The sequence below is a fragment of the Bacillus sp. CH140a_4T genome, assembly GCF_008923725.1.
Taxonomy (GTDB): Bacteria; Bacillota; Bacilli; order Bacillales; family Bacillaceae_G; genus Bacillus_A.
This window is the reverse complement of sequence record NZ_WBPF01000021.1, coordinates 500,122-523,027: the sequence shown is the minus strand read 5'-3', so window position 1 is coordinate 523,027 and position 22,906 is coordinate 500,122. Positions and strand designations below refer to the sequence as shown.

25 protein-coding genes and 1 pseudogene are annotated in these 22,906 nt (G+C 34.3%); 19 read left to right on the top strand and 7 right to left on the bottom strand.

All coding sequences use genetic code 11. From position 1 onward, the window contains the following. Window positions 1–6: 6 nt before the first annotated feature. The 3 genes from F8162_RS24420 to F8162_RS24410 all read left to right on the top strand — a co-directional run bounded on the left by F8162_RS24420 (window position 7) and on the right by F8162_RS24410 (window position 2,879). Window positions 7–747 carry a D-alanyl-D-alanine carboxypeptidase family protein gene (locus tag F8162_RS24420; protein WP_098095457.1) on the top strand — a complete coding sequence of 247 codons (741 nt, stop codon included), beginning with the start codon at window positions 7–9 and terminating at the stop codon, window positions 745–747. A gap of 23 nt (window positions 748–770) precedes the next feature. Further along, window positions 771–1,217 carry an NUDIX hydrolase gene (locus F8162_RS24415; protein ID WP_076537077.1) on the top strand — a complete coding sequence of 149 codons (447 nt, stop codon included), beginning with the start codon at window positions 771–773 and terminating at the stop codon, window positions 1,215–1,217. A 186-nt stretch (window positions 1,218–1,403) separates the two neighbouring features. Continuing rightward, a complete protein-coding gene (locus F8162_RS24410; RefSeq protein WP_151630680.1) occupies window positions 1,404–2,879 on the top strand; it encodes an amidase family protein in 1,476 nt (491 codons plus the stop codon). 49 nt (window positions 2,880–2,928) lie between these two features. Here the strand turns inward: F8162_RS24410 and F8162_RS24405 are convergent, their stop codons facing one another. Then, entirely contained in the window at window positions 2,929–4,146 is a 1,218-nt protein-coding gene (locus F8162_RS24405) for an MFS transporter (RefSeq protein ID WP_151630679.1), read from the bottom strand. A 276-nt stretch (window positions 4,147–4,422) separates the two neighbouring features. Here F8162_RS24405 and F8162_RS24400 point away from each other — a divergent pair, with 276 nt between their 5' ends. The 6 genes and pseudogenes from F8162_RS24400 to F8162_RS24375 all read left to right on the top strand — a co-directional run bounded on the left by F8162_RS24400 (window position 4,423) and on the right by F8162_RS24375 (window position 9,531). Then, window positions 4,423–4,851: an NfeD family protein gene (locus F8162_RS24400; protein WP_151630678.1), complete on the top strand. Its 429-nt coding sequence runs from the start codon at window positions 4,423–4,425 to the stop codon at window positions 4,849–4,851. A gap of 2 nt (window positions 4,852–4,853) precedes the next feature. Further along, the gene (locus F8162_RS24395) at window positions 4,854–5,825 is read left to right on the top strand and encodes an SPFH domain-containing protein (RefSeq protein ID WP_000257391.1); all 972 of its coding nucleotides are present in this window, start codon (window positions 4,854–4,856) and stop codon (window positions 5,823–5,825) included. A gap of 264 nt (window positions 5,826–6,089) precedes the next feature. Next, entirely contained in the window at window positions 6,090–6,680 is a 591-nt protein-coding gene (locus F8162_RS24390; RefSeq protein WP_151630677.1) for a histidine phosphatase family protein, read from the top strand. 6 nt (window positions 6,681–6,686) lie between these two features. After that, window positions 6,687–7,464 (top strand): annotated as a pseudogene (locus tag F8162_RS24385) (Cof-type HAD-IIB family hydrolase). Window positions 7,465–7,611: 147 nt separating this feature from the next. Further along, window positions 7,612–8,157, top strand: a complete 546-nt coding sequence (locus tag F8162_RS24380) for a MarR family winged helix-turn-helix transcriptional regulator (protein WP_151630675.1) — start codon at window positions 7,612–7,614, stop codon at window positions 8,155–8,157. Between the two features lie 174 nt (window positions 8,158–8,331). Next, complete coding sequence (locus F8162_RS24375) at window positions 8,332–9,531, top strand: MFS transporter (protein ID WP_151631742.1); 1,200 nt, start codon at window positions 8,332–8,334, stop codon at window positions 9,529–9,531. 8 nt (window positions 9,532–9,539) lie between these two features. On the opposite strand, the gene F8162_RS24370 is transcribed toward F8162_RS24375, so the two are convergent. Further along, window positions 9,540–10,001, bottom strand: coding sequence for a DinB family protein (locus F8162_RS24370; protein ID WP_151630674.1), 462 nt, complete (start codon window positions 9,999–10,001; stop codon window positions 9,540–9,542). 171 nt (window positions 10,002–10,172) lie between these two features. Between F8162_RS24370 and alr the strand changes: the two genes are divergently transcribed. Continuing rightward, entirely contained in the window at window positions 10,173–11,348 is a 1,176-nt protein-coding gene (gene alr / locus F8162_RS24365; RefSeq protein WP_151631741.1) for an alanine racemase, read from the top strand. Between the two features lie 20 nt (window positions 11,349–11,368). Here alr and F8162_RS24360 read toward each other — a convergent pair whose 3' ends face one another. The 3 genes from F8162_RS24360 to F8162_RS24350 are packed head-to-tail and all read right to left on the bottom strand — an operon-like array spanning window position 11,369 to window position 13,864. After that, window positions 11,369–12,082 carry a class I SAM-dependent methyltransferase gene (locus tag F8162_RS24360; RefSeq protein WP_151630673.1) on the bottom strand — a complete coding sequence of 238 codons (714 nt, stop codon included), beginning with the start codon at window positions 12,080–12,082 and terminating at the stop codon, window positions 11,369–11,371. Continuing rightward, window positions 12,075–12,962, bottom strand: coding sequence for a GNAT family N-acetyltransferase (locus tag F8162_RS24355; protein ID WP_151630672.1), 888 nt, complete (start codon window positions 12,960–12,962; stop codon window positions 12,075–12,077). The genes F8162_RS24360 and F8162_RS24355 overlap by 8 nt, the downstream gene beginning before the upstream one ends. A 23-nt stretch (window positions 12,963–12,985) precedes the next feature. Then, a complete protein-coding gene (locus F8162_RS24350) occupies window positions 12,986–13,864 on the bottom strand; it encodes a phosphotransferase (protein ID WP_151630671.1) in 879 nt (292 codons plus the stop codon). Window positions 13,865–14,251: 387 nt separating this feature from the next. Here F8162_RS24350 and F8162_RS24345 point away from each other — a divergent pair, with 387 nt between their 5' ends. Beyond that, window positions 14,252–15,460, top strand: a complete 1,209-nt coding sequence (locus F8162_RS24345; protein WP_151630670.1) for a macrolide family glycosyltransferase — start codon at window positions 14,252–14,254, stop codon at window positions 15,458–15,460. 169 nt (window positions 15,461–15,629) lie between these two features. Next, a complete protein-coding gene (locus F8162_RS24340) occupies window positions 15,630–16,475 on the top strand; it encodes a YitT family protein (protein WP_151630669.1) in 846 nt (281 codons plus the stop codon). 46 nt (window positions 16,476–16,521) lie between these two features. Here the strand turns inward: F8162_RS24340 and F8162_RS24335 are convergent, their stop codons facing one another. After that, window positions 16,522–17,922, bottom strand: a complete 1,401-nt coding sequence (locus F8162_RS24335; RefSeq protein WP_151630668.1) for a PLP-dependent aminotransferase family protein — start codon at window positions 17,920–17,922, stop codon at window positions 16,522–16,524. Between the two features lie 130 nt (window positions 17,923–18,052). Here F8162_RS24335 and F8162_RS24330 point away from each other — a divergent pair, with 130 nt between their 5' ends. Next, window positions 18,053–18,475: a GNAT family N-acetyltransferase gene (locus tag F8162_RS24330; RefSeq protein ID WP_151630667.1), complete on the top strand. Its 423-nt coding sequence runs from the start codon at window positions 18,053–18,055 to the stop codon at window positions 18,473–18,475. A 120-nt stretch (window positions 18,476–18,595) separates the two neighbouring features. Beyond that, entirely contained in the window at window positions 18,596–19,708 is a 1,113-nt protein-coding gene (locus F8162_RS24325; RefSeq protein WP_151630666.1) for a metallophosphoesterase, read from the top strand. A gap of 26 nt (window positions 19,709–19,734) precedes the next feature. Here the strand turns inward: F8162_RS24325 and F8162_RS24320 are convergent, their stop codons facing one another. Continuing rightward, complete coding sequence (locus tag F8162_RS24320) at window positions 19,735–20,361, bottom strand: DUF1648 domain-containing protein (RefSeq protein WP_151630665.1); 627 nt, start codon at window positions 20,359–20,361, stop codon at window positions 19,735–19,737. Window positions 20,362–20,498: 137 nt separating this feature from the next. Here F8162_RS24320 and F8162_RS24315 point away from each other — a divergent pair, with 137 nt between their 5' ends. From F8162_RS24315 to F8162_RS24295, 5 genes are read left to right on the top strand one after another with little or no spacing between them, the layout of a single operon-like run. Continuing rightward, window positions 20,499–21,065 (top strand): GNAT family N-acetyltransferase, encoded by a 567-nt coding sequence (locus tag F8162_RS24315; RefSeq protein WP_151630664.1) that lies wholly within the window; start codon window positions 20,499–20,501, stop codon window positions 21,063–21,065. A 6-nt stretch (window positions 21,066–21,071) separates the two neighbouring features. Next, window positions 21,072–21,614, top strand: a complete 543-nt coding sequence (locus tag F8162_RS24310) for a 2'-5' RNA ligase family protein (RefSeq protein ID WP_151630663.1) — start codon at window positions 21,072–21,074, stop codon at window positions 21,612–21,614. Then, window positions 21,611–22,096 (top strand): GNAT family N-acetyltransferase, encoded by a 486-nt coding sequence (locus tag F8162_RS24305; RefSeq protein WP_151630662.1) that lies wholly within the window; start codon window positions 21,611–21,613, stop codon window positions 22,094–22,096. Before F8162_RS24310 ends, F8162_RS24305 begins: the two co-directional genes overlap by 4 nt. A 12-nt stretch (window positions 22,097–22,108) precedes the next feature. Next, window positions 22,109–22,480 carry a cupin domain-containing protein gene (locus F8162_RS24300; protein ID WP_151630661.1) on the top strand — a complete coding sequence of 124 codons (372 nt, stop codon included), beginning with the start codon at window positions 22,109–22,111 and terminating at the stop codon, window positions 22,478–22,480. Then, the gene (locus F8162_RS24295) at window positions 22,477–22,905 is read left to right on the top strand and encodes a GNAT family N-acetyltransferase (RefSeq protein WP_151630660.1); all 429 of its coding nucleotides are present in this window, start codon (window positions 22,477–22,479) and stop codon (window positions 22,903–22,905) included. Before F8162_RS24300 ends, F8162_RS24295 begins: the two co-directional genes overlap by 4 nt. Window position 22,906 lies beyond the last annotated feature (1 nt).

Genomic DNA, 22,906 nt, shown 5'->3' with positions numbered 1-22,906 from the left:
CGTTATATGAAAAAAAGATGGACACTACTTGGTATCGTAGCGATGATACTCATTGTTGGAGTAGCAGGAATCAATTATAAAATGTATAAGGATAAGCAGGCGCGCGAGGTAAATGTGAATAACATATTTCCGAAAGCGAAAGAAACGATTGCCAATATGGATGGTGATATTGCGGTAATTAGTAATCCGAATTCGATGCTTGTGCTTGTGAATAAAAGTAGACGTTTACCAGATGGGTACAGACCGCCAGATTTAGTTATTCCGAAAGTGCGCTACTCAAGTGAAGGTGATCAAGAAAAGAAAAAAATGAGGAAAGAAGCAGCAGGGGCGCTAGAGGAAATGTTTCAGCAAGCTGATCAGGAGCGTATTTTCTTGTTTGCAGTCTCTGGATTTAGATCTTTTGATCGACAAAAAGCATTAAATACGATGTATAAAAAGCAAGACGGGGAAGCAAAAACAGCGATGTCTAGCGCGGTTCCTGGTACGAGTGAACATCAAACAGGGCTTGCTATGGATATTACATCTCAAGCTGCTAAGTTTCAGTTAGAGACAATTTTTGGTGAAACGAAAGAAGGGCAGTGGCTGTCTGAAAATGCCCATAAATTTGGCTTTGTAATTCGATATTCAAAAGAGAAAGAATCGCTTACGGGCTATCGATATGAACCATGGCACGTAAGGTATGTGGGTAACCCACAAGCTACATATTTATATGAAAATCAACTGACGCTTGAAGAAGTAACGCAGTGAGCAATTGAGGGGAGAGAAGGATTATGACGGTGTTATATAAGAAAAAAGTACACGCATATGTGACAAGAGAAAAAGAAGGAGTTATGCAACTGCTTGTTTTTAAACATCGTGATATACCTGAAGCTGGTATACAAGTACCAGGGGGAACAGTTGACGAAGGGGAAACGTTAGAAGCAGCAATTTTACGTGAAGTACAAGAAGAGTCTGGATTACGTCATTTATGCATAGAAAGATTCCTAGCCGATTACATCATACTTGTGAAAGAGAAAAAGGAATATCAAAAGCGGCATTTTTTCCACGTAACGTTACTAACAGATGTAAAAGATGATTGGGAACATATTGTAAGTGCCGGTGAGGAAGATCAAGGATTAGTATTTTGCTACGAATGGATTGATATTGCAAAATGCCCTGCATTAGCCGGGAAACAAGGTGAGTTTTTACATTTGTTAGATGAGGTATATGTAAAGTAATAAAAGAGTCTGAAGCGGAAATTCATTCGTTTCAGACTTTTTTTATTTTTCAGGAAATAAAAGGTTTTTACATTGGTAAGTTGAATTCTTTGAAAGGGATTGTAGTTGTATATGCGAGGGGCGGAGAAAATGAAAAAGTAATAGATACACGTTATCAATAAAAGCTTTTAAAGAAGGAGAATGAAGATGGAGATTCAGTTCAATGCACGATTACAAAAAGAATTAACAATTCATGATATACAAGTAGCGATGGAAGCTGGGCAATTAACTTCAAAAGAATTAGTTATGTATTATCTTCATAGAATCGCGAAATATGATCAAGAAGGACCAAAAATCAATTCTATTTTAGAAATCAATCCAGACGCTATCTTTATTGCAGAAGCGTTAGATTATGAAAGAAAGACAAAAGGTGGACGGGGACCATTACATGGTATACCTGTTTTACTTAAGGACAATATTGAAACGAATGACTCTATGCATACCAGTGCAGGTACGATTGCCCTGGAACAAAATATAAGTAGTGAAGATGCATTTCTCGTTACGAAACTTCGAGAAGCAGGAGCAGTAATAATAGGAAAAACAAATATGACAGAATTAGCAAATGCAATGTCTTTTGACATGTGGGCTGGATATAGTGCAAGAGGTGGACAAACAATCAATCCATATGGGACGGGCGAGGATGATATGTTTGTTGGTGGCTCTAGTACGGGTTCTGCGATTGCAGTTGCTGCTAACTTTACAGTAGTATCTGTTGGAACGGAAACGGATGCTTCTATTTTAAGCCCGGCTGTTCAAAATTCTGTAGTCGGTATTAAACCGACTGTTGGTCTAATTAGTCGTAGAGGCATTATTCCGTTCACGTATTCGCAAGATACAGCTGGTCCATTTGCTAGAACGGTTACAGACGCTACTATTTTGCTAGGGAGTTTAACTGGGGTAGACGAGAAGGATGCAGCTACTCATAAAAGTGAAGGTATAGCAGAACATGATTATACAAAATATCTTGATGTTAATGGCTTACATGGAGCGAAGATTGGTGTATTTAGCAATGCACCAAAAGATTATTATGAAACTGGTGAGTATTATGAAAATTTGTTTAAGGAGACGATTGAAGTATTGCGTAGTGAGGGAGCAACAGTAGTAGAAAATATTGATATTTCTTCTTTTCATAGAGAATGGAGCTGGGGAGTTCCGCTTTATGAATTGAAGCATAGCTTAGATAACTATCTTTCAAAATTACCTTCTACTATTCCAGTACATTCTATTTCAGAGTTAATGGAGTTTAACGAAAATATAGCCGAAAGAGCTTTGAAATATGGACAAACAAAGTTAGAAAGAAAAAAAGATTTTCCTAATCCGTTAAGAAATCCAGAATATTTAAATGCAAGATTAGAAGATATATATTTTTCGCAAGAACAAGGTATTGATTTTGCACTGGAAAAATATAATCTTGATGCGATTCTGTTTCCTTCTTATATAGGTTCTACTATATGTGCGAAAGCAGGTTATCCGTCTATAGCAATACCTGCGGGATATATGGATAACGGGAGACCGTTTGGAATTACTCTGGCAAGCACTGCTTTTTCTGAGGGGACCTTGATTAAACTAGCATACGCTTTTGAACAAGCGACAGAACATAGAAAAATTCCGGGTTTGTCATAAATAGAATATACAAAAAGGACAGGAGTTCCTGTCCTTTTTAATTTATTGATTACATTGAAATATCTTTCTGATCTGTCTTATGATATTTTAATAGGCTAAAAGATAAACAAGCAGAACATAAAATAAGAAAAGCAGCGATGATATAAATCGTACGAACACCGAACAAATCGGTAATAATTCCAATACTAAGCATAGAAAGACCAGAAGCTGTCGAGAGGAGTGCGCCATGAGCTGTATACATTTTTGATAATAAAGTAGGGGCTACACTAGATTGTAGTACTGTCGTTTGAGAAATATCTCTAATTTGATAACATGGCCCCATTAGAACGCATAGAAAAAGCGCAATAAACCCGCTACTTGTCATACCATATAAAAATGTAAGAATACTAAACATAAGAGAGCCTATCGCCATGGAGCGTATTAAATTGTTTTGAATGTATGTACTCATTTTCCATGCTAATATCCCGCCAATTAACGTCCCTACATAATAACTTGTATTAATATATCCCCACCATTCTTCTCCTTTATGAAGAACAGTCGTTACATAAGCCATTGTAATAGCACCGATCCATATTGTCCCTGCGAAAGTTTCAATTAAGTCCATACATGTAACGATACGAAGAGAAGGGTTTTGAAATAAGAGTCTCCAACCTTCCAATAAAGCAGCGCCTTTTGAAGAAGAAGGCTCTATTACTCGTTCATTATGTATGGAACGTAATGAAAGGTGTAGTGCAATACATCCAAAAATCATCAAAATGTTATTCATCATGAGTGTAGAAGTAGCACCGATAAGAAGAACTATAACACTTGTAAATGAATAAGCAGCGGCTTGCGCAATTTGTGTGGAAAAGGAAAAAATACTATTTACTTTTACTAATTGTTCTTTTCGTGTAAGGCGAGGAAGGATACCGTATAATAACGGTGCGCTCCAGCCGCTACATAAAGAAATGAAAAAAATGAAAATGAATAGTGTTACAACGTTTGAGGAAAGGGCCGGGAATAATATCATTAATAAAAATAATAGAACAGTTTTTGTCCATTGTAGTGTGAAAAGTAATGAATAAGATGAAAAACGATTCATTATAAGTGGTGCAGATGTATTTGCTATAAGATTAGTTATCACTTGTACTAATGGAAAAAGAGCGGTTAATGTAGCTGATTTCGTTGTGATATACATATGAATTGTAATAATCATGATGTATACGATGTCAGCGAGAGTAATGCATATTTTAGAGCCTAAATAGTAAATTAGTGAACGATTTTGCAACAAGCACACCACCTTCCTAAAAAATAATATTTTAGTAGTTAAAATAATTATAAATTGAAAATTAAATTTTCGAAAGAATTTCATTTTTTTGTCGCTTTTTGAAAGGGATTTTCATGTATAATGAAGAATATATTAATATAGTATTTTATTAATACTTTTTATAACAGTGAATATGTACAATAGCTTGTAGTAAATGCCCCGGTATAAGAAAGGGCGGATAAACCATTCTTTTCTTCATATACATATAGAAAATGAGAAAGAAAGTGAGGGGTGCATATGGCTGCTTGGGTAATTTGGTTTATAATAGCTGGTATTTTATTTATTGCGGAAATGTTGTCGATTACGTTTTACATGCTTTGGCTTGGAATTGGAGCTGTTGTCGGAGGTCTAATTGCTTTGTTTGCTCCTGAAGCACTACTGTTACAAGTTGTTGCTGGTGCGATTGTAAGTTTAACATTGACTTTCTTTACGAAAAGAATTTCAAAAAACTTTCGAGAAGCAAAAGGTTTTACTGATACAGTAGATATGCTTGTCGGTAAAAAAGGTATTGTTATGCAAGCGATTACAAAAGGAGCGAATGGTATTGTGAAGGTGGATGGAGATATTTGGACAGCTATTGCAGATGATCCAATTGATGCTGGAGAAAAAGTTATTGTTATAAAGAGGCATAGTACTATATTACAAGTAAAGAAGGAGAGTGAATAAATATGGCAGTAGCATTAACATTAACGATTATTTTCGCACTAATTGTTGTTACATTTATCGCATTAACAATTAAAATTATTCCACAGCAAAAAGTTGGAGTCGTTGAAAGATTTGGTAAGTTTCAGCGTATTATGGAGCCGGGATTAAATTTATTAATACCAATTGTAGACCGTGTTCGTGTATATCATGACTTACGTATTCAACAAACGAATGTACCACCACAGAAGGTAATTACGAAAGATAATGTACAAGTAGAAATTGATACAATCATTTTCTATCAAATTGTGGAACCAGAACTTGCGACATATGGTATTTCGAACTATGAATATGGTGTTCGTAACATTACTTCTGCAACGATGCGTCAAATCATTGGTAAAATGGAACTGGATGAAACGTTATCAGGTCGTGAAAAAATTTCAACAGAAATTCGCTTAGCACTTGATGAAGCAACAGAAAAATGGGGCGTTCGTATTGAGCGTGTAGAAGTTGTCGATATTAATCCGCCGAAAGATGTGCAAGCATCAATGGAAAAGCAAATGAAAGCAGAACGTAATAAACGTGCGATCATTTTAGAAGCTGAGGCTGCAAAACAAGATAAAGTCCTTCGTGCTGAAGGAGAAAAGCAAAGTAAAATATTAATGGCTGAAGGGGATAAAGAAGCACGTATTCGAGAAGCTGAAGGTATAAAAGAAGCAAAGGAACTAGAAGCGCAAGGGGAAGCAAGAGCGATTGAGGAAATTGCAAAAGCAGAACAAAATCGAATTGAATTACTTCGTGCAGCAGATTTAGATGAACGCGTACTTGCTTATAAATCATTTGAATCATTGATTGAGGTTGCGAAAGGACCAGCAAATAAAGTCTTTATTCCGTCTAATGCAATTGAAACACTTGGTACTCTCGGGGCAATTGGAGAAATCTTTAAAGAAAAACAAGCGAAGAAATTGCCTTCTTCAGATACACCAAAAGAACAATAAGAGTGAAAAAGAGAAATGGGATGCCATTTCTCTTTTTATTTTTGAGTAGGATAAAAAATATTAGTCCTTTGCCATTAGGGATAGGGCTTTTTGTTTGTCACTTTTGAAAGAATAATAAGTTTAGAGTGTTTGGAATTGTTAAGTGGAGTAACACGTTTACTAGATGCGTTAAAAAACTGTCAAAGTAATATATTTTTGTTAAAGAAAATTTAAAATATGATATAATGGAATTTTGTGGATATTAAACGAGGGAGTGGGAAACAAGTGCAAATATTATTAATACGTCACGGTGAATCCGAAGCGGACATTTTACAGGTACATGAAGGACGAGCTGACTTTGAATTAACAGAAAAAGGAAGGCAGCAAGTGCAAAGGCTTGTACAGAAATTGAAAGCAGATTTTCCGCCAGATTTCATTTGGGCAAGTACATTAAAACGTGCTCGTGAAACTGGTGAAACGTTAGCTGAAGGAATTGGATGCCCAATTCAATTAGAAGAGGAATTAATGGAGTTCAATAATGGAGTGCAAGCAGGCTTATCTTTTGAAGAAGCAAAGAAATATCCAGAGCCAAAGTTTCTTCATGATCGTTTTGAAAACGGGGAATCATTTATTGAATTTAGAATGAGAATAGAGGGGGTTTTTTCTAAAATTGTAACAGAAAATACATATGACCGGATAGCAATCGTTGCACACGGTGGTGTAATCAATAGTCTATTACGTGCGTTTTTCAAAATGCCCATTTCAATGGATTATTATTTTAAAATGGGAGATACGGGAATAAGCTTAATTGAAATTGATGGCGAACAAAAAACGGTGCATTTCATTAATGATACGAATCATTTGGACGGGATATAAAGACCTATGTACAAAGTAGTGTTTTTTTGATGTTGACGGTACGCTTTTAAGTGAGATTGATAGAAGTATGCACGAAAGTACAAAAGAAGCGATACAAAGGTTAATAGATAAAGGAATTCACGTAGTTGTTACAACAGGGAGACCATATAGCTTATGTTCGCAATTTAAGAAACTAGGCATAAATACGTTTATTTCTGCAAATGGTGCACATATTAAGTGTGAGGAATCAGTTATACATAAATCAGTACTTTCCAGTGAAATCGTTCATGATATCTCAGAGTTTGCAGAATTACATGGTCACGGCGTTTCTTATTTTACTGAGGGTTTTACAATGAACGGAATAGCCTCAGATAATGAGCGTGTAATGCAAGCACTTAGCGAGACGTTAAATTTAGGGGAGTACCCTGAAAAAAGCAAGGATTTGTCTGAAGAGATCTATTGTTTATGTCTGTATGCGGATGAAATAGAATCTCAAAAATTTATTGAAAAATACCCAATGCTTACATTTGACCGTTTTCATGGTTATGTCATAAATGTATTGGAAGATAATAAAGTATCGAAGCTAACTGTAATTCAAAAAGTATTGGAGCATTTAAACATTTGTAAATCCGAAGCGATAGCTTTTGGCGATGGTGGAAATGATATTGAGATGTTGCAGTATGTAGGATTAGGAATTGCGATGGGGAATGGCGGAGAAGAGTTAAAAGCAAGAGCTGATTTCGTTACAATGAAATCAAGTGAAGGTGGTATTTCTTTTCCCTTAAAGAAGTTTCGTATTATTTAAGAATAATAGCTAGGCAGTGTAAAAAATCCTGTTCTAATGACAGGATTTTTTGTTTAACAATATTCTTGCAATAAAAGGAAAAATATGAGTATAATGAAAAGTAATTAGGTAAGCTAATTAGTTGGAAAGAAAGGAGACTGAAGACGGATGAATTCAAGAAAAGATTCTCTTCCTTTAGGGATTGGGCCGTATGCAGAGTTAATAAAAAAGACAGCATCAGCAGATACGGATCCAATCGCAGCAAAACTTGGTTTGTTAATGTTATGGACGTCTGATAATGTTCTTGATGCTGTTGATGTAGATTTAGCTCCGCTTGGTATATCGGAAAGTAAATTAGATTTTTTACTGTTGTTTATTTTGCGTGAAATGGAATCAAATGGGGAAGAAGTGAACATGAGTCCTTCGGATATTGCGAGTCGATTAGGGATAACACGTGCTTCTGTCACTGGCTTATTAGATTGGATGGAGAAACGAGAGTTAATCGTAAGATTCCATCATTCTGAAGATCGAAGAAGACTAAAAGTGAAAATTACTCCGAAAGGAAAAGAGCTAGTTACGCACTCTTTACCAACCTTTTGGTTATCTTGCGCTTCGTTAGTTGATGACTTTAATCAAGAAGAGCGTCAAGTTTTAGAGAAGCTATTAAATAAAATGCAAGTAAATATGCAGGTGAAATTAGGAGAAGGTAGGTAAATAAGTTGATTATGAGGGTCAACTTATTTATTTGGGAATATAATTAGGTTACCTTATTATAAGTTTGTCTAACTTTAGTGATCAGTCATACTTTTTACGATGTAATTAAAATAAGTAAGCGTACTTTAAAGGTTTTAAATTGATAAAAAAATGTAATAAGGGAGAGATATTATGATGGAAATAGGAAAGGAAATAAATCGTGAAAAGAATTACACAATAATGACCGTTGTATTATGTTGGTCGGGTATGGTCGTTATGTCTAGCTTATATGTAACAATCCCTTTAATTGCACTATTTTCAGATCTTTTTAATGTTTCACTAGCACAATCTGCAGCTACAGGCAGTATATTTTCTGTTGGATTTGCTATAGGTTGCTTGTTATTTGGGGCAATCTCTGATAAATATGGGCGAAAAAAAGTGATTTTCATTGGATTACTTGCTCTGTCGATTATTTCGTTTTCCTTAGGGTTTGTAGATAGTATATTGTGGCTTGTTATTTTTAGAGGATTACAGGGGATAGCAGCAGCTACATTTTCTCCGGTAGCGTTAGCTTACGTTGTAGAAATATTTCCAGTAGAAAAAAAGGTTACAACAATAGGATTTGTTAGTACCGGTTTTTTAGTAGCTGGAATTGTAGGTCAGGTAATAAGTACGGTTGTTAGTCAACATTTTGGATGGCATATGGTGTTCTTTCTTCTTAGCGTTGTCTATATGATTACTGCTGTATGGATTCAGTATTCTCTTCCGAAAGGGGAGATATCTCAATCTTATACTGATATTTTGGGACCGATTAAACAGATGGGTAAAGTCTTTACACATAAAAGTTTAGTTTTGAGCTATATGATTGCGTTTGTTTTATTAATGGCTTTTGTTAATATGTATACTGTTTTAGGAAATTATTTGAGCTCTCCTACTTATAATTTAACTGCAGAACAAGTCCTTTATTTTCGCTTAGCGGGGATATTTGGTATGATGCTGTCACCAATTGCGGGTCGTTTAACAAAAAGGTTTGAAGTAAGGAAAGTTCTTCAAGGTGGATTGCTGGTTGCTATTTTTAGTCTAAGTGCAATGGGCTATGTGTCGTATCTGCCTCTTCTTGTCATAATGAGTGTCTGTTTTGTAATTGGTATTGCTATATCCGTTCCGTCTTTAGTTGCTCTTGTCGGCCAATTGGGAGGGAAAGCGAGGGGAATAGCAGTTTCTATTTATACTTTTATTTTATTTTTAGGTACTAGTATAGGACCACTCATTTCTATTTATCTTATGAATATAGGAAGTTATGCTCTAACGTTTATTTTATTAGGAATGTTACTTTTTATTGGATTTATTGCTTCTCTATTTATAAATGATGAACGTGTATTGGATAATGAATGAGTGAAAAATCACTCAAATAAAGGAATGTGAGGATCTTTCGTATGCTCACATAATATAATATGAATTTGCCCACGATGATGATAAAAGTGTGCAACAATTTCAAGCAACCATTCAAAACGTGAATAAGAAATAACCCAATAAGCAGTCTTGATTTCCGCTAATTGTTCATTGGAATAGGATAAAAAAGTTTTAGAAAGTAAATCGTAGCCCTGTATCATCGTTAGTTGCATTTGCGTAATTGTTTCGGGTCTTCGTTCTTTATAGAAAGTATATAGTTGTTTTTCCGTAATACCATTTAAAATGAGTAGATCTGCATGGCAAATTAGAGAAAGATGTGTACACATTTCAAATAATGACCGCTTCGAGTGAATTGGTTGCATTTTTAATTCTTCTTCTTTATATTGGTTAAGCATTTGAATAGAAGTATCAACAGCAACTTGTAGTTGATGCAATGCAGATTGAACAAACATTGTAATTCTCCTCTTCTCCGTATATAATAGTTTCTTAAGGGTATTATATCATACTCAAAATTCTGAAAATTCTAGTAGTTTGACTAGCATATCGAAAAGTATTATATTGTAAAAGGTCATATGAAACGTGAAATAGAATGGAATGCAATTATTGAGTTAGGAGTTAGACCAATGAGTTTGAAATATGGAAGAGATACAATTGTTGAAGTTGACTTAAATGCAGTAAAACATAATGTAAAAGAATTTAAAAAACGAGTGAATGATGAAAATATTGCAATGATGGCTGCTGTAAAAGCAAATGGGTATGGCCACGGGGCAGTTGAAGTTGCGAAAGCTGCTATTGAAGCAGGAATAAATCAGCTTGCAGTTGCATTTGTAGATGAAGCGATAGAGTTAAGAGAAGCTGGAATTAACGTGCCAATTTTAATTTTAGGCTATACATCAGTAGCAGCTGCGGAAGAGGCAATTCAATATGACGTTATGATGACTGTTTATAGAAGTGAAGACTTACAAGGTATAAATGAAATCGCAAACCGTCTTCAAAAGAAAGCGCAAATTCAGGTGAAAATTGATACTGGAATGAGTCGTATCGGTTTACAAGAAGAAGAGGTTAAACCATTTTTAGAAGAATTAAACCGTATGGAGTATGTAGAGTTAGTAGGAATGTTTACACATTACTCTACGGCAGATGAAATTGATAAATCATATACGAATATGCAAACAAGTTTATTTGAGAAAGCTGTCAATGCAGCAAAAGAATTAGGAATTCATATTCCATATATTCATAGTTCAAATAGTGCAGGTTCAATGGAACTTAGCAATACATTTCAAAATATGGTCCGTGTAGGTATTGGAATATATGGAATGTATCCTTCAAAAGAGGTAGATCATGCAGTCGTTTCTTTACAGCCTGCGTTGTCGTTAAAATCAAAAGTTGCTCATATTAAACATGCGAAGAAGAATCGCGGTGTAAGTTATGGGAATACGTATGTAACGACTGGTGAGGAATGGATTGCAACTGTACCGATTGGTTATGCTGATGGTTATAATCGTCAGTTATCTAATAAAGGGCATGCATTAATAAATGGAGTTCGAGTACCTGTTATTGGTCGTGTTTGTATGGACCAGCTCATGTTAGACGTTTCAAAAGCAATGCCAGTACAAGTTGGGGACGAAGTAGTATTCTACGGTAAACAAGGCGAAGAAGAAATTGCGGTAGAAGAAGTAGCGGATATGTTAGGTACAATTAACTATGAAGTTACATGTATGTTAGACAGAAGAATCCCGCGTGTTTATAAAGAAAATAATGAAACGGCTGCTGTCGTAAATATACTAAGAAAAAACTGAATCGTTATGATTCAGTTTTTTTATTTTTGACAAATGAAAAATGCTCTATTTGTACCATGTAATTGAATGTTCTTAAAACCTACAGATTCCAACGAAGAAATTATTTCTTCATCGGAATAACAAGCTTCCTCAAAAGAAAAGTCACTTCTTGTCCAAGTATTATCTATGTCATGTTGAAATAGTATAAAGTTCATTTCTGCTTTTTTATTTTCGTTATCATAGGTAGAATCAATCGTACATACATATTCTTCCGCTGAAATATGAAATGAAGCAATCCAATTTTCAAGAAAACCTTTCTCCATATTCATATCAAATACAAATGTACCTTCGCTATGTAATACGGAGTAAACATTACGAAAAACATTTATTAATTCATCTAATTTTAAAATATGGTTTAAGCTATCGCCAGTAGAGATAACATAGTGAAATTGCTCATTTACATTGAAATAACGAGCATCATCGACGATAAAGGTTGCGTCTGGCGCGTTTTGACGTGCGTATTCAATCATTTGAGCAGAACCATCTATACCAGTTACTACAAAAGTATTATCAATTAATTTCTTAGTAAGGTGACCAGTCCCGCAGCAAAGATCTAAAATATGAGAATGTGGTGGTGCATATTGTAAAACGAGTTTTTCCAAAAGTAGATAGGAGTGTTCAGCATAATGCCCCCAATGTTTATTATAAATGGATGCGAAAATATCATAATCAGAATAAATTAGTTTTTTACACATATGTATTCACCTCAAGATTCATTACATTATAATAGTCATGCTTCGTTTTTATTTCAAAACCACATTGTGTATATAGTTTTAAAGCATTGTTATTTTTCGTTTCGACGTCTAATTCAATTGTTGAAACTCCTTCTGCAATAAGGATATGTACCATATAACTAAGGATATCTTTTCCGTATCCTTTACGTTGATATGAAGGATGAACCGAGAATCCTGATAGTGTAGTAGATTGCTCTTGCTCAGAAACTGTAATCGTTCCTATCACTTTTTCATCGATAAGAGCACTGTAAACTTGATGGGAAGGTGAATACATCATTTTTTGTAACCATGTAGCGGTATTTTCTGCTGAATCTCCAAAGGCTTTACTGGAAATTTCAATGAGGTCAAGAAGTGATTCTGAAGATGCAAGAGTAAGCTGTATCGTATTTTTTGTTGTTTTTGGCACTTCGCTTGCTCTGAATTCCATACTATATTCACTATATAAATAAGGTAACTTCAAATGCTTTGCAAATTCTTTCCCAGAAGCAGAATCCCCATTCATAATAAGAAGTGCTTCATCTGCCTCTCTTCTTCGTACTTCTTTCATTGCGGTTTGTAAAAGAGTAGTGCCTATATGTTGTTTCCTATAGTTCGGATGAACAAATCCTATTAACTCCAGTTTTGTCGGCCTTTCAAAGTCATACATACTTAATGCACCAATTAATTGAATATCGTCATAAAATAGAAAATCATATATCTCTTCATTATTTCGAGCAGTTAAAAAGTTTACATGTAAATTTGACGAGTAATCAATTTCATCTTGTTGTCCGCAAATATGAGCTAAATCTTTCATTTGCTGAATTTCGTTCGCTGTTAAAGATTTCTTTTGTTCAATATTCATTTCACAATCCCTCGCATTCATATTTAAAAATAGGATGGATGACTTAGCCACTTTTTTAACTCTACACTGCCCTGAACAGACAATAACCGGTACAAATATCGATAGGGATGTCTACATTCTTCAAGACGGGGAATGGGCATAATGGTTTCGTAACCTTGTTTAAAAGCATGAGCCTCTTTTTCTGTAAATATATATTCTAAGCCGATAAAATCAAACTCCCGAGGAGCAATTGCGTAGGCTTCTGTATCTACTAAGCCCGTAATAGTTGTACCATCTGATAAAAACTGAGTAGGATCCATATCAATTAAAACGAGTGTGGATTCCTTTGGTGCTGGTAAGGAAGAAAGCTGTGATTCAAAAGTCGGAAATGCATTTTGTATACTTTCATTATCGGAATAAAACATATTCACAAGCTCTTTACTCACATTTAAAATGTGTGATTGGAATTCATCTAGTGTAGTTTGGAAGGAACCTGACACATTTCCTATGTAATCGGCTTTAAATTTATGTATTTCTGCAAGCCCTTTTCCTAGACTGAATAAAATAGAATCTGGTTGCCCGATAAAAGAATGAACTGTGTTGCCTACTAACTTTTCAGCTATAACGAATTCACGACCATTTAAAATATGTTTTTCTAATATTGCTGGGATAGGAAGATTAGTATGTTCTTGCAGCAATGCATGTACAGCTTCTAAAGGATGTACGTTCCTCGGATCGATTCCAAATAGGTTTTTACATCCCCACCAAAAATCATTATTTGGTTCTTCAATCATTTTAGAAGAACGAACGATGACTTCTGCATCTTCAGTTCGGACGAGAAACACATTGCTTGCATGGTCTTCATAACCTGGGTGTAAAGTTTGAACAGATAAAATAGGTGAAGTGAATAATTGTTGTAGCATAAAGACACTCCTTTTTTTCTGTAAATTCTATAAATTCATTATATAACAGAATATGTACCAAGTGGATAATGATAGGAACAACATAGAACTTAAATACATTCATGGTGAGAAATCAGTGTGAAAATTATATTTTTCTAGTTTTGTATGAATTATCAAAATAATGTTTCTGATGATAAATCTGTAAAAATACCAAATTTAAATCTCTTATTTTTCAGTAAATGAACAGTTAAGTGTTCTTTTATGAGAGTTATAATGTAGGTTATGAAAAATATTTCTCAATAATAAAATGAAGAGAAAAATGTGAAGAAATAGAATAGATTCCTTTATAATAGTTTTAAATTAATTAATATAATTAATTATTAATAATATTAGATAGGAGAGAATATGATGGCAAACGTACTCGTAATAAATTTCCCTGGAGAAGGTCATATAAATCCGACTTTAGCTATTGTAAATGAGTTAATTCGGCGAGGGGAGACAGTTGTTTCGTATTGTATTGAAGATTATAGAAAGAAGATTGAAGCAACAGGTGCAGAATTCCGAGTGTTTGAGAATTTTCTCTCTCAAATTAATATTATGGAACGAGTAAATGAAGGTGGGAGTCCTTTGACGATGCTGTCTCATATGATGGAAGCATCAGAGCGTATTGTTACTCAAATTGTAGAAGAAACAAAAGGGGAAAAGTATGATTACTTAATATACGATAATCATTTTCCAGTAGGACGTATTATAGCCAATGTTTTAAAATTACCTAGCGTTTCTTCTTGTACAACGTTTGCTTTTAATCAGTACATTACTTTTAACGATGAACATGAATCAAGAAAAGCAGATGAAACGAATCCATTGTATCAATCTTGTTTAGCGGAAATGGAAAAATGGAACAGACAGTATGGAATGAAATGTAATAGTATGTATGATATTATGAATCATCCTGGTGATATTACGATTGTATATACTTCAAAGGAATATCAACCGCGTTCAGATGTATTCGATGAATCGTATAAGTTTGTTGGCCCATCCATTGCTACGCGTAAAGAAGTAGGAAGCTTTCCTATGGAAGATTTAAAAGATAAAAAATTGATTTTCATTTCTATGGGAACAGTTTTTAATGAACAACCTGAGCTATATGAAAAATGCTTTGAAGCGTTTAAAGATGTAGAAGCGACAGTCATATTAGTTGTTGGTAAGAAGATAAATATAAGTCAATTTAAAAACATTCCGAATAACTTTAAGTTGTTTAACTATGTGCCGCAATTAGAGGTATTACAGTATGCTAATGTATTCGTGACACACGGTGGTATGAATAGTTCAAGTGAAGCGCTATATTACGGTGTCCCGTTAGTTGTAATTCCGGTAACAGGTGATCAGCCTTTAGTTGCGAAACGAGTGAATGAAGTAGGGGCTGGAATAAGGCTTAATCGTAAAGAGTTAACTTCTGAATTGTTACGTGGAGCTGTAGAGAAAGTGATGTATGATGTAACGTTTAAGGAAAATAGTCGTAAAGTTGGAGAGTCACTTCGAAATGCTGGTGGGTATAATAGGGCAGTTGATGAAATATTGAAAATGAAAATGAATTCATACTCAAAACTTAAATAAATGTTTGGAGCACACTTACTGAAATATGTAAGTGTGTTTCCATAAATAAATTACATAAAAAATCACTGTAAAGGTGAAACTTTTGTGTATATAAACTCATATCTTTGAATTAGTAGTAAAATTACGTTAAAATAATACTAAGAAAATATATAAGTTTTGGGGGTAATGAATGAAAAGAGTATTTGAATACATATTATTAACAATTGGATCGATTATTGTAGCGGGTTCATTAGAGCTTATTTTAGCTCCTAATGGATTAGTAGATGGCGGGGTAACGGCCATTGCTATTATGGCGAATAAAGTTGCTGGATTGCCGCTTTACGGGGTGTTCTTAGGAATTAATATCCCGATTTTATTATTTACTGCAAAAGTAATGGGAAAGAAGTTCTTTATCCGTACATCCTATGCAAACGTTGTTACAACACTCGGATTAATCTATTTAAAACCATTTCCAGCAATTACAACTTCTGAATTGTTAATTGTTCTTTATGGAGGAGTCCTATTTGGTGTTGGTGTGGGGATTGTAGTGAAAATGGGCGGAGCAATAGATGGATCAGAAATGTTAGCAGTTTGGATGAACAAACATTTTAAAGTACCGATTAGTACATTTTTACTTGCTGTAAATGCAGTTATTTTCACATTTGTAGCAATTTTATTTTCAATCGAACAGGCGATGTTCTCATTAGCAATTTTCTATATTGTTACGAAGATGATTGATTTCATATTAGATGGTATTAATCAAGGAAAGAGCGTTATGATTATTTCTGGCAAAAATAAGGAAATAGGCGATCTACTCATGAAAGAATTACAATTATCTGTTACGTATCTACATGGAGAAGGTGGTTTTTTAGGGGAACATAAGAGAATCATTTATTGTATTACAAACCGTTTCATTTATCCGAAAATGAAAGATCTCGTTCTCTCTGTAGATCCAACCGCTATAATTGAAGCGTCTTATTCAACAGAAACAACTGGTGTCAAACGTCCGGGAAGGGCAATGAGATCACAAAAATAGTGAATGAAAATAGCTCCACGTAAGTATAACTTACGTGGAGCTATTCTTATTTAGGGAACCAGGCTTTTTTTAGTAATTTGACAACAGTTTCGATACAATTCTCTGGAATACTGCCAAAACCGAGCAATACATACGACTTCTCCCTTACATTATGAACAGAATCGTATGTGGAGATAGGATATAATTTAATACGTTCTTTTGCAGCTGCATGAATAAGTTCTTGTTCATTCATCCCGTTATGAACGTGAAGTACGATATGAAGTCCTGATTGTTCACCGAGTATATGAACGTTATTTCCCATTTCGTTTGTAATAGATTTAATTAAAGAAATATGTTTTCTTTTATATAACGTACGACTTCGGTTAATATGACGTTCCCAATCACCATTTTGTATAAAGGTGGCAAAGGTAAGTTGTTGCAACGTAGAAACTGTTTGTTTAAACATACCACCCAGTCCTTGATAGGCTCTAAAAAGATGAGGTGGTAAAACGATATATCCCATTCGTAAAGAAGGTAAAAAAGATTTCGAGAAAGTTCCCATATAAATAACACGTTCATTTGAATCTAGTCCTTGTAAAGAAGGAATGGGTTTTCCTATATAACGAAATTCCCCATCGTAATCATCTTCAATAATATATCCCTTACAATCATTCGCCCATTTTAATAACTCGAGTCTTCTAGATAACGGCATAATGATTCCAAGTGGAAATTGGTGAGAGGGAGTCACATACGCTACATTAGAACCCGATTCACGTAAAGCGGAAATATGAATCCCTTTATCATCTAAAGGGATAGGGTGGACGGGAAGGCCAGAACTTTGAATCATAGCAGGTATACGGTGAAATCCAGGATTTTCGATTCCGTATTCTTTTTTTGAACCAAGCAGTTGAAGTAGTAGCCAAAGAAGAGGCTGCGTACCTGCTCCAATAATAATTTGATCAGGTGAAGAATGTACCCCGCGAGCATGATATAAATACTTTGAAATATGTTCTCGTAGAACGAGCTCACCTTGTGGATCCTCTTTAGCAAATAATTCATTTTCATACTGAAATAAAGTTTCGTGTAATGCTCTTTTCCAGTTTGTTATAGGAAAAGCTTTTTGATCAATAAGCCCTTGACTACAATCATAATCATATTGTTCGTTTTCTTTATTATTTGCACTGTTTGACGCAATTTGCTGTTTCTTTTGAATGACATCAATATCAACTTCTGCAACAAAAATCCCACGTTTCGGTTTGCTTTCTACATACCCTTCAGCTAGTAATTGTTGATAAGCGGATTCAACTGTAATACGGCTCACATTAAGTTGCATAGCTAAATTTCTGTGAGAAGGAAGGCGTGTACCGGCACGTAGTGATCCATGAGAGATTTCTCGTTTCATATATTTATAAATTTGTAAGTAAAGGGGTGTTTTACTTTGTAATACTAATGGGATAGTCAGATCCATTCGTAGACGCTCCTTTTCATACTGGCCTTATAAAAAAGAATAAAACTGTCACTTAAGCTAAGGGCAGTGGCTTTCTATAATGATGATATAACATTTAGAAAATTTTATAAATAGTAAGGGGAGAATCATAATGAATATTAGAGAAGTAGTAACAGAAGCGGATTTACATGATGTATTTCCCGTATTACAGCAATTGCGAACTAAACTTTCAAGAGAAGAAGCAAGTTCTTTATTTCAAAAAATGAAAGAAGAAAACTATAAATTATTTGCGCTACTTAATGAAGAGGGAGAAGTTGTGAGTCTAGCTGGTGTAGCGATTTGTACGAACTTTTATAATGAGAAACATCTTTTCGTGTATGACCTTGTAACTGCGGAAGCACATCGTTCAAAAGGGTATGGGAAAGTATTACTCTCGTATATAGAGAACTGGGGAAAAGAAAATGAATGTGAGTCCATCGCTCTTACATCAGCGTTTCCTAGATTAGACGCTCACCGCTTTTATGAAAGAGAAGGCTATGATAAGGTAAGCTATTCTTTTCATAAAGAATTATAAAGAAGGGTAGGTTCTATATGACATAATATATAGAACCTATTTCTTTTAGAAAGGTTTATAATTTATGTTGTTGAATTATTTTTTTATAAATAATACAGAGAATGATTGGAGCGCTTATACTTGGAAAAAATAAAGAAACTATCAATCCCTAATGATGTTAGAGTAATCGTAATATCTGATATTCATGGAGAATTACCACTTTTAAAAGAATTACTACATAAAGTTAATTTTAAAGATGAAGATTATTTAATTATTAATGGTGATCTTTGTGAGAAAGGAAAAGATAGCATCGGTGTAGTAAACTACGTAATGAATCTTGTAAAGAATAATTCAAATGTTCACGTTGTTGAAGGGAATTGTGAAGTTTTAGTTGATGCGCTTTTAAATGAAAATCCTGGTCTTATCAATTATTTATGTACGAGAAAGCATTCGATTTTTAATGAATGGTTAGAATGTGTGCATTTCTCTATTCATGAAGATATGTCTATTCAAAAAGTAAGGGAAGTATTAATGAGCCATTTTTCAAAAGAAATAAAGTGGCTAACAGAATTGCCAACAGCGATTGAAACTGAGGATTATATCTTTGTACATGCGGGTCTTGAAGATAGAGAAGATTGGAAAGAGACGGAACGAAAAAATGCGATAGCAATGCCGGAGTTTTATAATAAATCACATAGAGCAAATAAGTATGTAGTTGTAGGACATTGGCCTGTTGTGAACTATTCTGATGAAGCATCGTCTAATAATCCTGTTATTGATAAGGAGAAAAAGATTATTGCAATTGACGGGGGAAATGCGATTAAAGAGGCAGGGCAATTAAACGCATTTATCATTCAGAGGAAACCAACAGGGGATACGTTTTCTTGTACATATGTAGACTATTTTCCAAATTATGAAGTAATAGCAGATTTTAATGCGAATTCAGAAATGCAGGGCGGGGTAACATATCCGTATTATTGCATAGAGCCGATGGAGAAGATGCAAGATTATACGGTATGTAAGCAAAGAGAAATGAATAAATTACTTTCTGTGAAAAATGAATATATTAGGCAACTTGATTCAGGTGAATACACAGTGAAAACCGATATTTCTTGTGCACAAATAAGCGTAAGAAAAGGGGACATTGTTTCTCTCATTGATGGCAGTTGTTCAGGATATGATTTAGTTAAAAGAGATGGAATAGAAGGCTGGATAGAGAAAGGTATTTTAGTTGAGATAGAAAAGATGAAATAGGAGGTATGGAGCCTCCTATTTTTTTATTATCTTTTTATATGAGTAGATTGCTTGCTGTCTTTCATAAGTAAATAAATCGTACTCGGTAAAATGACAATCGTCATCCCTAAAATAATTGTGAGTATAGCATAACCTCTATAGGGAGTAGAAACGATAAATGGAAGTCCAGCTAGGAAAATACCTGCTATTATCATTGAAATACTACAAATATTTGAAGCTCTTTTTTCAAGGTGCTTATCATTCCATTCCAATGAAACTGTTGATTTAGTCGTATCAATTTTGGAACTGAAATAGCCTATCAATATAAATAAAATCCCTAATGCTATAAATATGAAATGATCAAGAGGGAGTGCATAGCCAAGAGCGATGAGGGCGATGACAATATCGACAAAAAATAAAAAAAGTAAAATTGTGTTGCCGATCCAAAGGTGAGATTTCTGGTTACTGGCTGCTTTAGATAAAGCTAAAAATAAAAAGAATAAGAAGGAACATATAATTATATTTACGATAACAAAAGTGCTTTTATCCATTGTTGATGTAGGCGTTCCATTGAAGTCCCATTTCGTAACAATACTTGAAGGTAAGAAAAAATAGAGAATACTATTTGTCGTAATAATAGTGAGAAGTAAAGCAATACTAAATCGATTATTCATTGAATCACCAGCTTTCTACATGAATAATTGGTATCTTATAACAAAATTATACAATATAATAAATGATATTTGTTTTGATTTTTCTGAAAAAATATTATAATTATATATGAAATAAAGAGAGTTGTAGGAGGAAAATTATGCAAAACGTAATAGTAAAAGGGGATAAAGTTACAATTCGTACAATTGAAGAATCAGATATAAACCCATTATGGAATCTCGTATTTAAAGAAAAAAATCCAGAATGGAAAAAATGGGATGCACCGTATTTTCCGTTTTCAATGCAAGAATACCCATCTTATAAAGAGGGGATGCAAACACGTTTAAAAGAAGAACCTCTATCTAAATTAATTATAGAACATAACGGCCAAATTATAGGAACAATCGGGTTTTATTGGGAGCATAAACCGACGCGTTGGTTGGAGATGGGGCTTGTTATTTATAATCCAAATTACTGGAATGGTGGCTACGGTACAGAAGCGTTAACGTTATATCGAGATTTACTATTTGAAAAGATGGAAATTGGTAGGGTAGGAATCACGACTTGGTCTGGTAATGAACGAATGATGAAAGTAGCGGAGAAAATAGGAATGACTTTAGAAGGTAGAATGCGCAAATGCCGTTATTATAACGGAACATACTATGATTCTATTCGAATGGGTATGATTCGTGAAGAATGGGAAGCGCTATATGTAACGGAGGGGTGAGGAAGTATGTACGCTATTATTGCGACATTTGATCGTGTGTTTACTAATAAAATTATAGAATTGCAAAATGAAATAACAAATATCATTGGCACAAATCAATTAGTAGGAGTAGAACCTCATATTACATTAGCTGATTACCATGAGTTGGACGTTCATTTATATAAGGAGAAATTAGAGGAGTTTGTAGCAGTTCAAGAGAATATGGCTGAGGTAACTTTTCCTACTAACGGAACGATCTTTTTAGCACCGGCCATTACAGATGAATTGTTAAGACTTCATCATTCTTACCATGATTATTTTAAAACTTTTCATGATAATTTAAATTCATATTATGTGCCTGGAAAATGGGTTCCGCATTGTACAATTGCAATTAAGTTACATGCAAATCAGTTTTTAAGTGTAATGGAATATATATATGAAAAATTTGATTACGCAATAGCTTCAATTGAAAAATTAAAATTAATTAAGGTGAATTATGAAAATGGTTCTGCCATTTCTTCTAGTATATTAGCAGAATATAATTTTAAGAGAATGGAGACATCGAGATGACATATGTAATTAGAGAAATGAAGCAAGAAGATATTCACGCTGTACAATCAGTAGCGAAAATAGCTTGGCATGATACGTACGAAGGTATTATTCCGAGAGAGATTCAAGACAGTTTTTTAGACGAGGCTTATTCTGATGAAAAAATGAAATATCGTCTCGAAAATACACATTTATTCGTTGCGGAAGAAGAGAGAGAAGTAATTGGCTTTGCGAATTTTTCACCTGTTAGACTGCAAAATGAAGCAGAATTAGGTGCGATTTATTTGTTACCAGATCAGCAAGGGAAAGGGATAGGAAGTGCTTTATTACAAAAAGGGTTAACTGCATTAAAAGGAATTCGGAAATTATACATTCATGTAGAAGCAGCGAATGAAAAAGGAAAACATTTTTATGAAGCGAAAGGTTTTGCACAATTAGAGGAATTTGAAGAAGATTTTGAAGGACATATGATGCAGACAGTAAGAATGGTTTTATACGTATAAGGAGGACTAGGAATGAAGATATTTGATTTTAGTGAAAAAGTAGGAAAACACATATCAGCATTTCAATCTAATTTCATAATGTCGAAAATATTAAATTATAGAGGAAATGTACATATCGGTGCTATGCATTTACAAGAGAATGGAATAATTGGATATCATGAAGCAGTTGTATCGCAACTGCTTCTTATTGTGGACGGAGAAGGATATGTATGTGGAGCAGATAAAGAAAAAGTGAAGGTGGAAGCGGGACAAGCTGTGTTTTGGGAGAAGGGCGAATTTCATGAGACGAGTACGGAAAAGGGATTGATGGCAATTGTAATTGAATCGGAGGAACTTGAACGAGCAATATTAATGCCTATTAAAGAGGAGAGTTGTGAAAAATGATAGAAAAGGCAAATCGGGAAGAAACGGACGAAATAATACAATATGCAGCTCAATCGCTTTTTGAAGGCACGAAGGGAAATTGTCAGTTAAGTACAGAGAAAGCAATTGAAATTACCAGGCCGATTGTAGAAAAGGGAGCATATTATTTAGTCTTTAAAGAAGAAAACAATGTAATGGGATGGATATTAATCGGGGAAAATACGGACTATTTTTCTCATAAAAAACTAGGGTTTATATACGAATTATATGTTTTTCCAGAGTACCGCGGGAAAGGGTTGTCAAGAAAGTTAATGGGGGCTGGTATTAAGGAATTACAAAAGCATTATTCAGAAATTCGTTTGAATGTATTTGCTGGAAATTTTGCGAAAGAGATGTATGAAGAGTTTGGTTTTGTTGAAAGACAGGTAATTATGACTTTAAAGTGAG

Coding starts and splice junctions, on each gene's coding strand:
- F8162_RS24420 (WP_098095457.1), top strand. CDS start 7: ATGAAAAAAAGATGGACACTACTTGGTATCGTAGCGATGATACTCATT.
- F8162_RS24415 (WP_076537077.1), top strand. CDS start 771: ATGACGGTGTTATATAAGAAAAAAGTACACGCATATGTGACAAGAGAA.
- F8162_RS24410 (WP_151630680.1), top strand. CDS start 1,404: ATGGAGATTCAGTTCAATGCACGATTACAAAAAGAATTAACAATTCAT.
- F8162_RS24400 (WP_151630678.1), top strand. CDS start 4,423: ATGGCTGCTTGGGTAATTTGGTTTATAATAGCTGGTATTTTATTTATT.
- F8162_RS24395 (WP_000257391.1), top strand. CDS start 4,854: ATGGCAGTAGCATTAACATTAACGATTATTTTCGCACTAATTGTTGTT.
- F8162_RS24380 (WP_151630675.1), top strand. CDS start 7,612: ATGAATTCAAGAAAAGATTCTCTTCCTTTAGGGATTGGGCCGTATGCA.
- F8162_RS24375 (WP_151631742.1), top strand. CDS start 8,332: ATGGAAATAGGAAAGGAAATAAATCGTGAAAAGAATTACACAATAATG.
- F8162_RS24370 (WP_151630674.1), bottom strand. CDS start 10,001: ATGTTTGTTCAATCTGCATTGCATCAACTACAAGTTGCTGTTGATACT.
- alr (WP_151631741.1), top strand. CDS start 10,173: ATGAGTTTGAAATATGGAAGAGATACAATTGTTGAAGTTGACTTAAAT.
- F8162_RS24360 (WP_151630673.1), bottom strand. CDS start 12,082: ATGTGTAAAAAACTAATTTATTCTGATTATGATATTTTCGCATCCATT.
- F8162_RS24355 (WP_151630672.1), bottom strand. CDS start 12,962: ATGAATATTGAACAAAAGAAATCTTTAACAGCGAACGAAATTCAGCAA.
- F8162_RS24350 (WP_151630671.1), bottom strand. CDS start 13,864: ATGCTACAACAATTATTCACTTCACCTATTTTATCTGTTCAAACTTTA.
- F8162_RS24345 (WP_151630670.1), top strand. CDS start 14,252: ATGGCAAACGTACTCGTAATAAATTTCCCTGGAGAAGGTCATATAAAT.
- F8162_RS24340 (WP_151630669.1), top strand. CDS start 15,630: ATGAAAAGAGTATTTGAATACATATTATTAACAATTGGATCGATTATT.
- F8162_RS24335 (WP_151630668.1), bottom strand. CDS start 17,922: ATGGATCTGACTATCCCATTAGTATTACAAAGTAAAACACCCCTTTAC.
- F8162_RS24330 (WP_151630667.1), top strand. CDS start 18,053: ATGAATATTAGAGAAGTAGTAACAGAAGCGGATTTACATGATGTATTT.
- F8162_RS24320 (WP_151630665.1), bottom strand. CDS start 20,361: ATGAATAATCGATTTAGTATTGCTTTACTTCTCACTATTATTACGACA.
- F8162_RS24315 (WP_151630664.1), top strand. CDS start 20,499: ATGCAAAACGTAATAGTAAAAGGGGATAAAGTTACAATTCGTACAATT.
- F8162_RS24310 (WP_151630663.1), top strand. CDS start 21,072: ATGTACGCTATTATTGCGACATTTGATCGTGTGTTTACTAATAAAATT.
- F8162_RS24305 (WP_151630662.1), top strand. CDS start 21,611: ATGACATATGTAATTAGAGAAATGAAGCAAGAAGATATTCACGCTGTA.
- F8162_RS24300 (WP_151630661.1), top strand. CDS start 22,109: ATGAAGATATTTGATTTTAGTGAAAAAGTAGGAAAACACATATCAGCA.
- F8162_RS24295 (WP_151630660.1), top strand. CDS start 22,477: ATGATAGAAAAGGCAAATCGGGAAGAAACGGACGAAATAATACAATAT.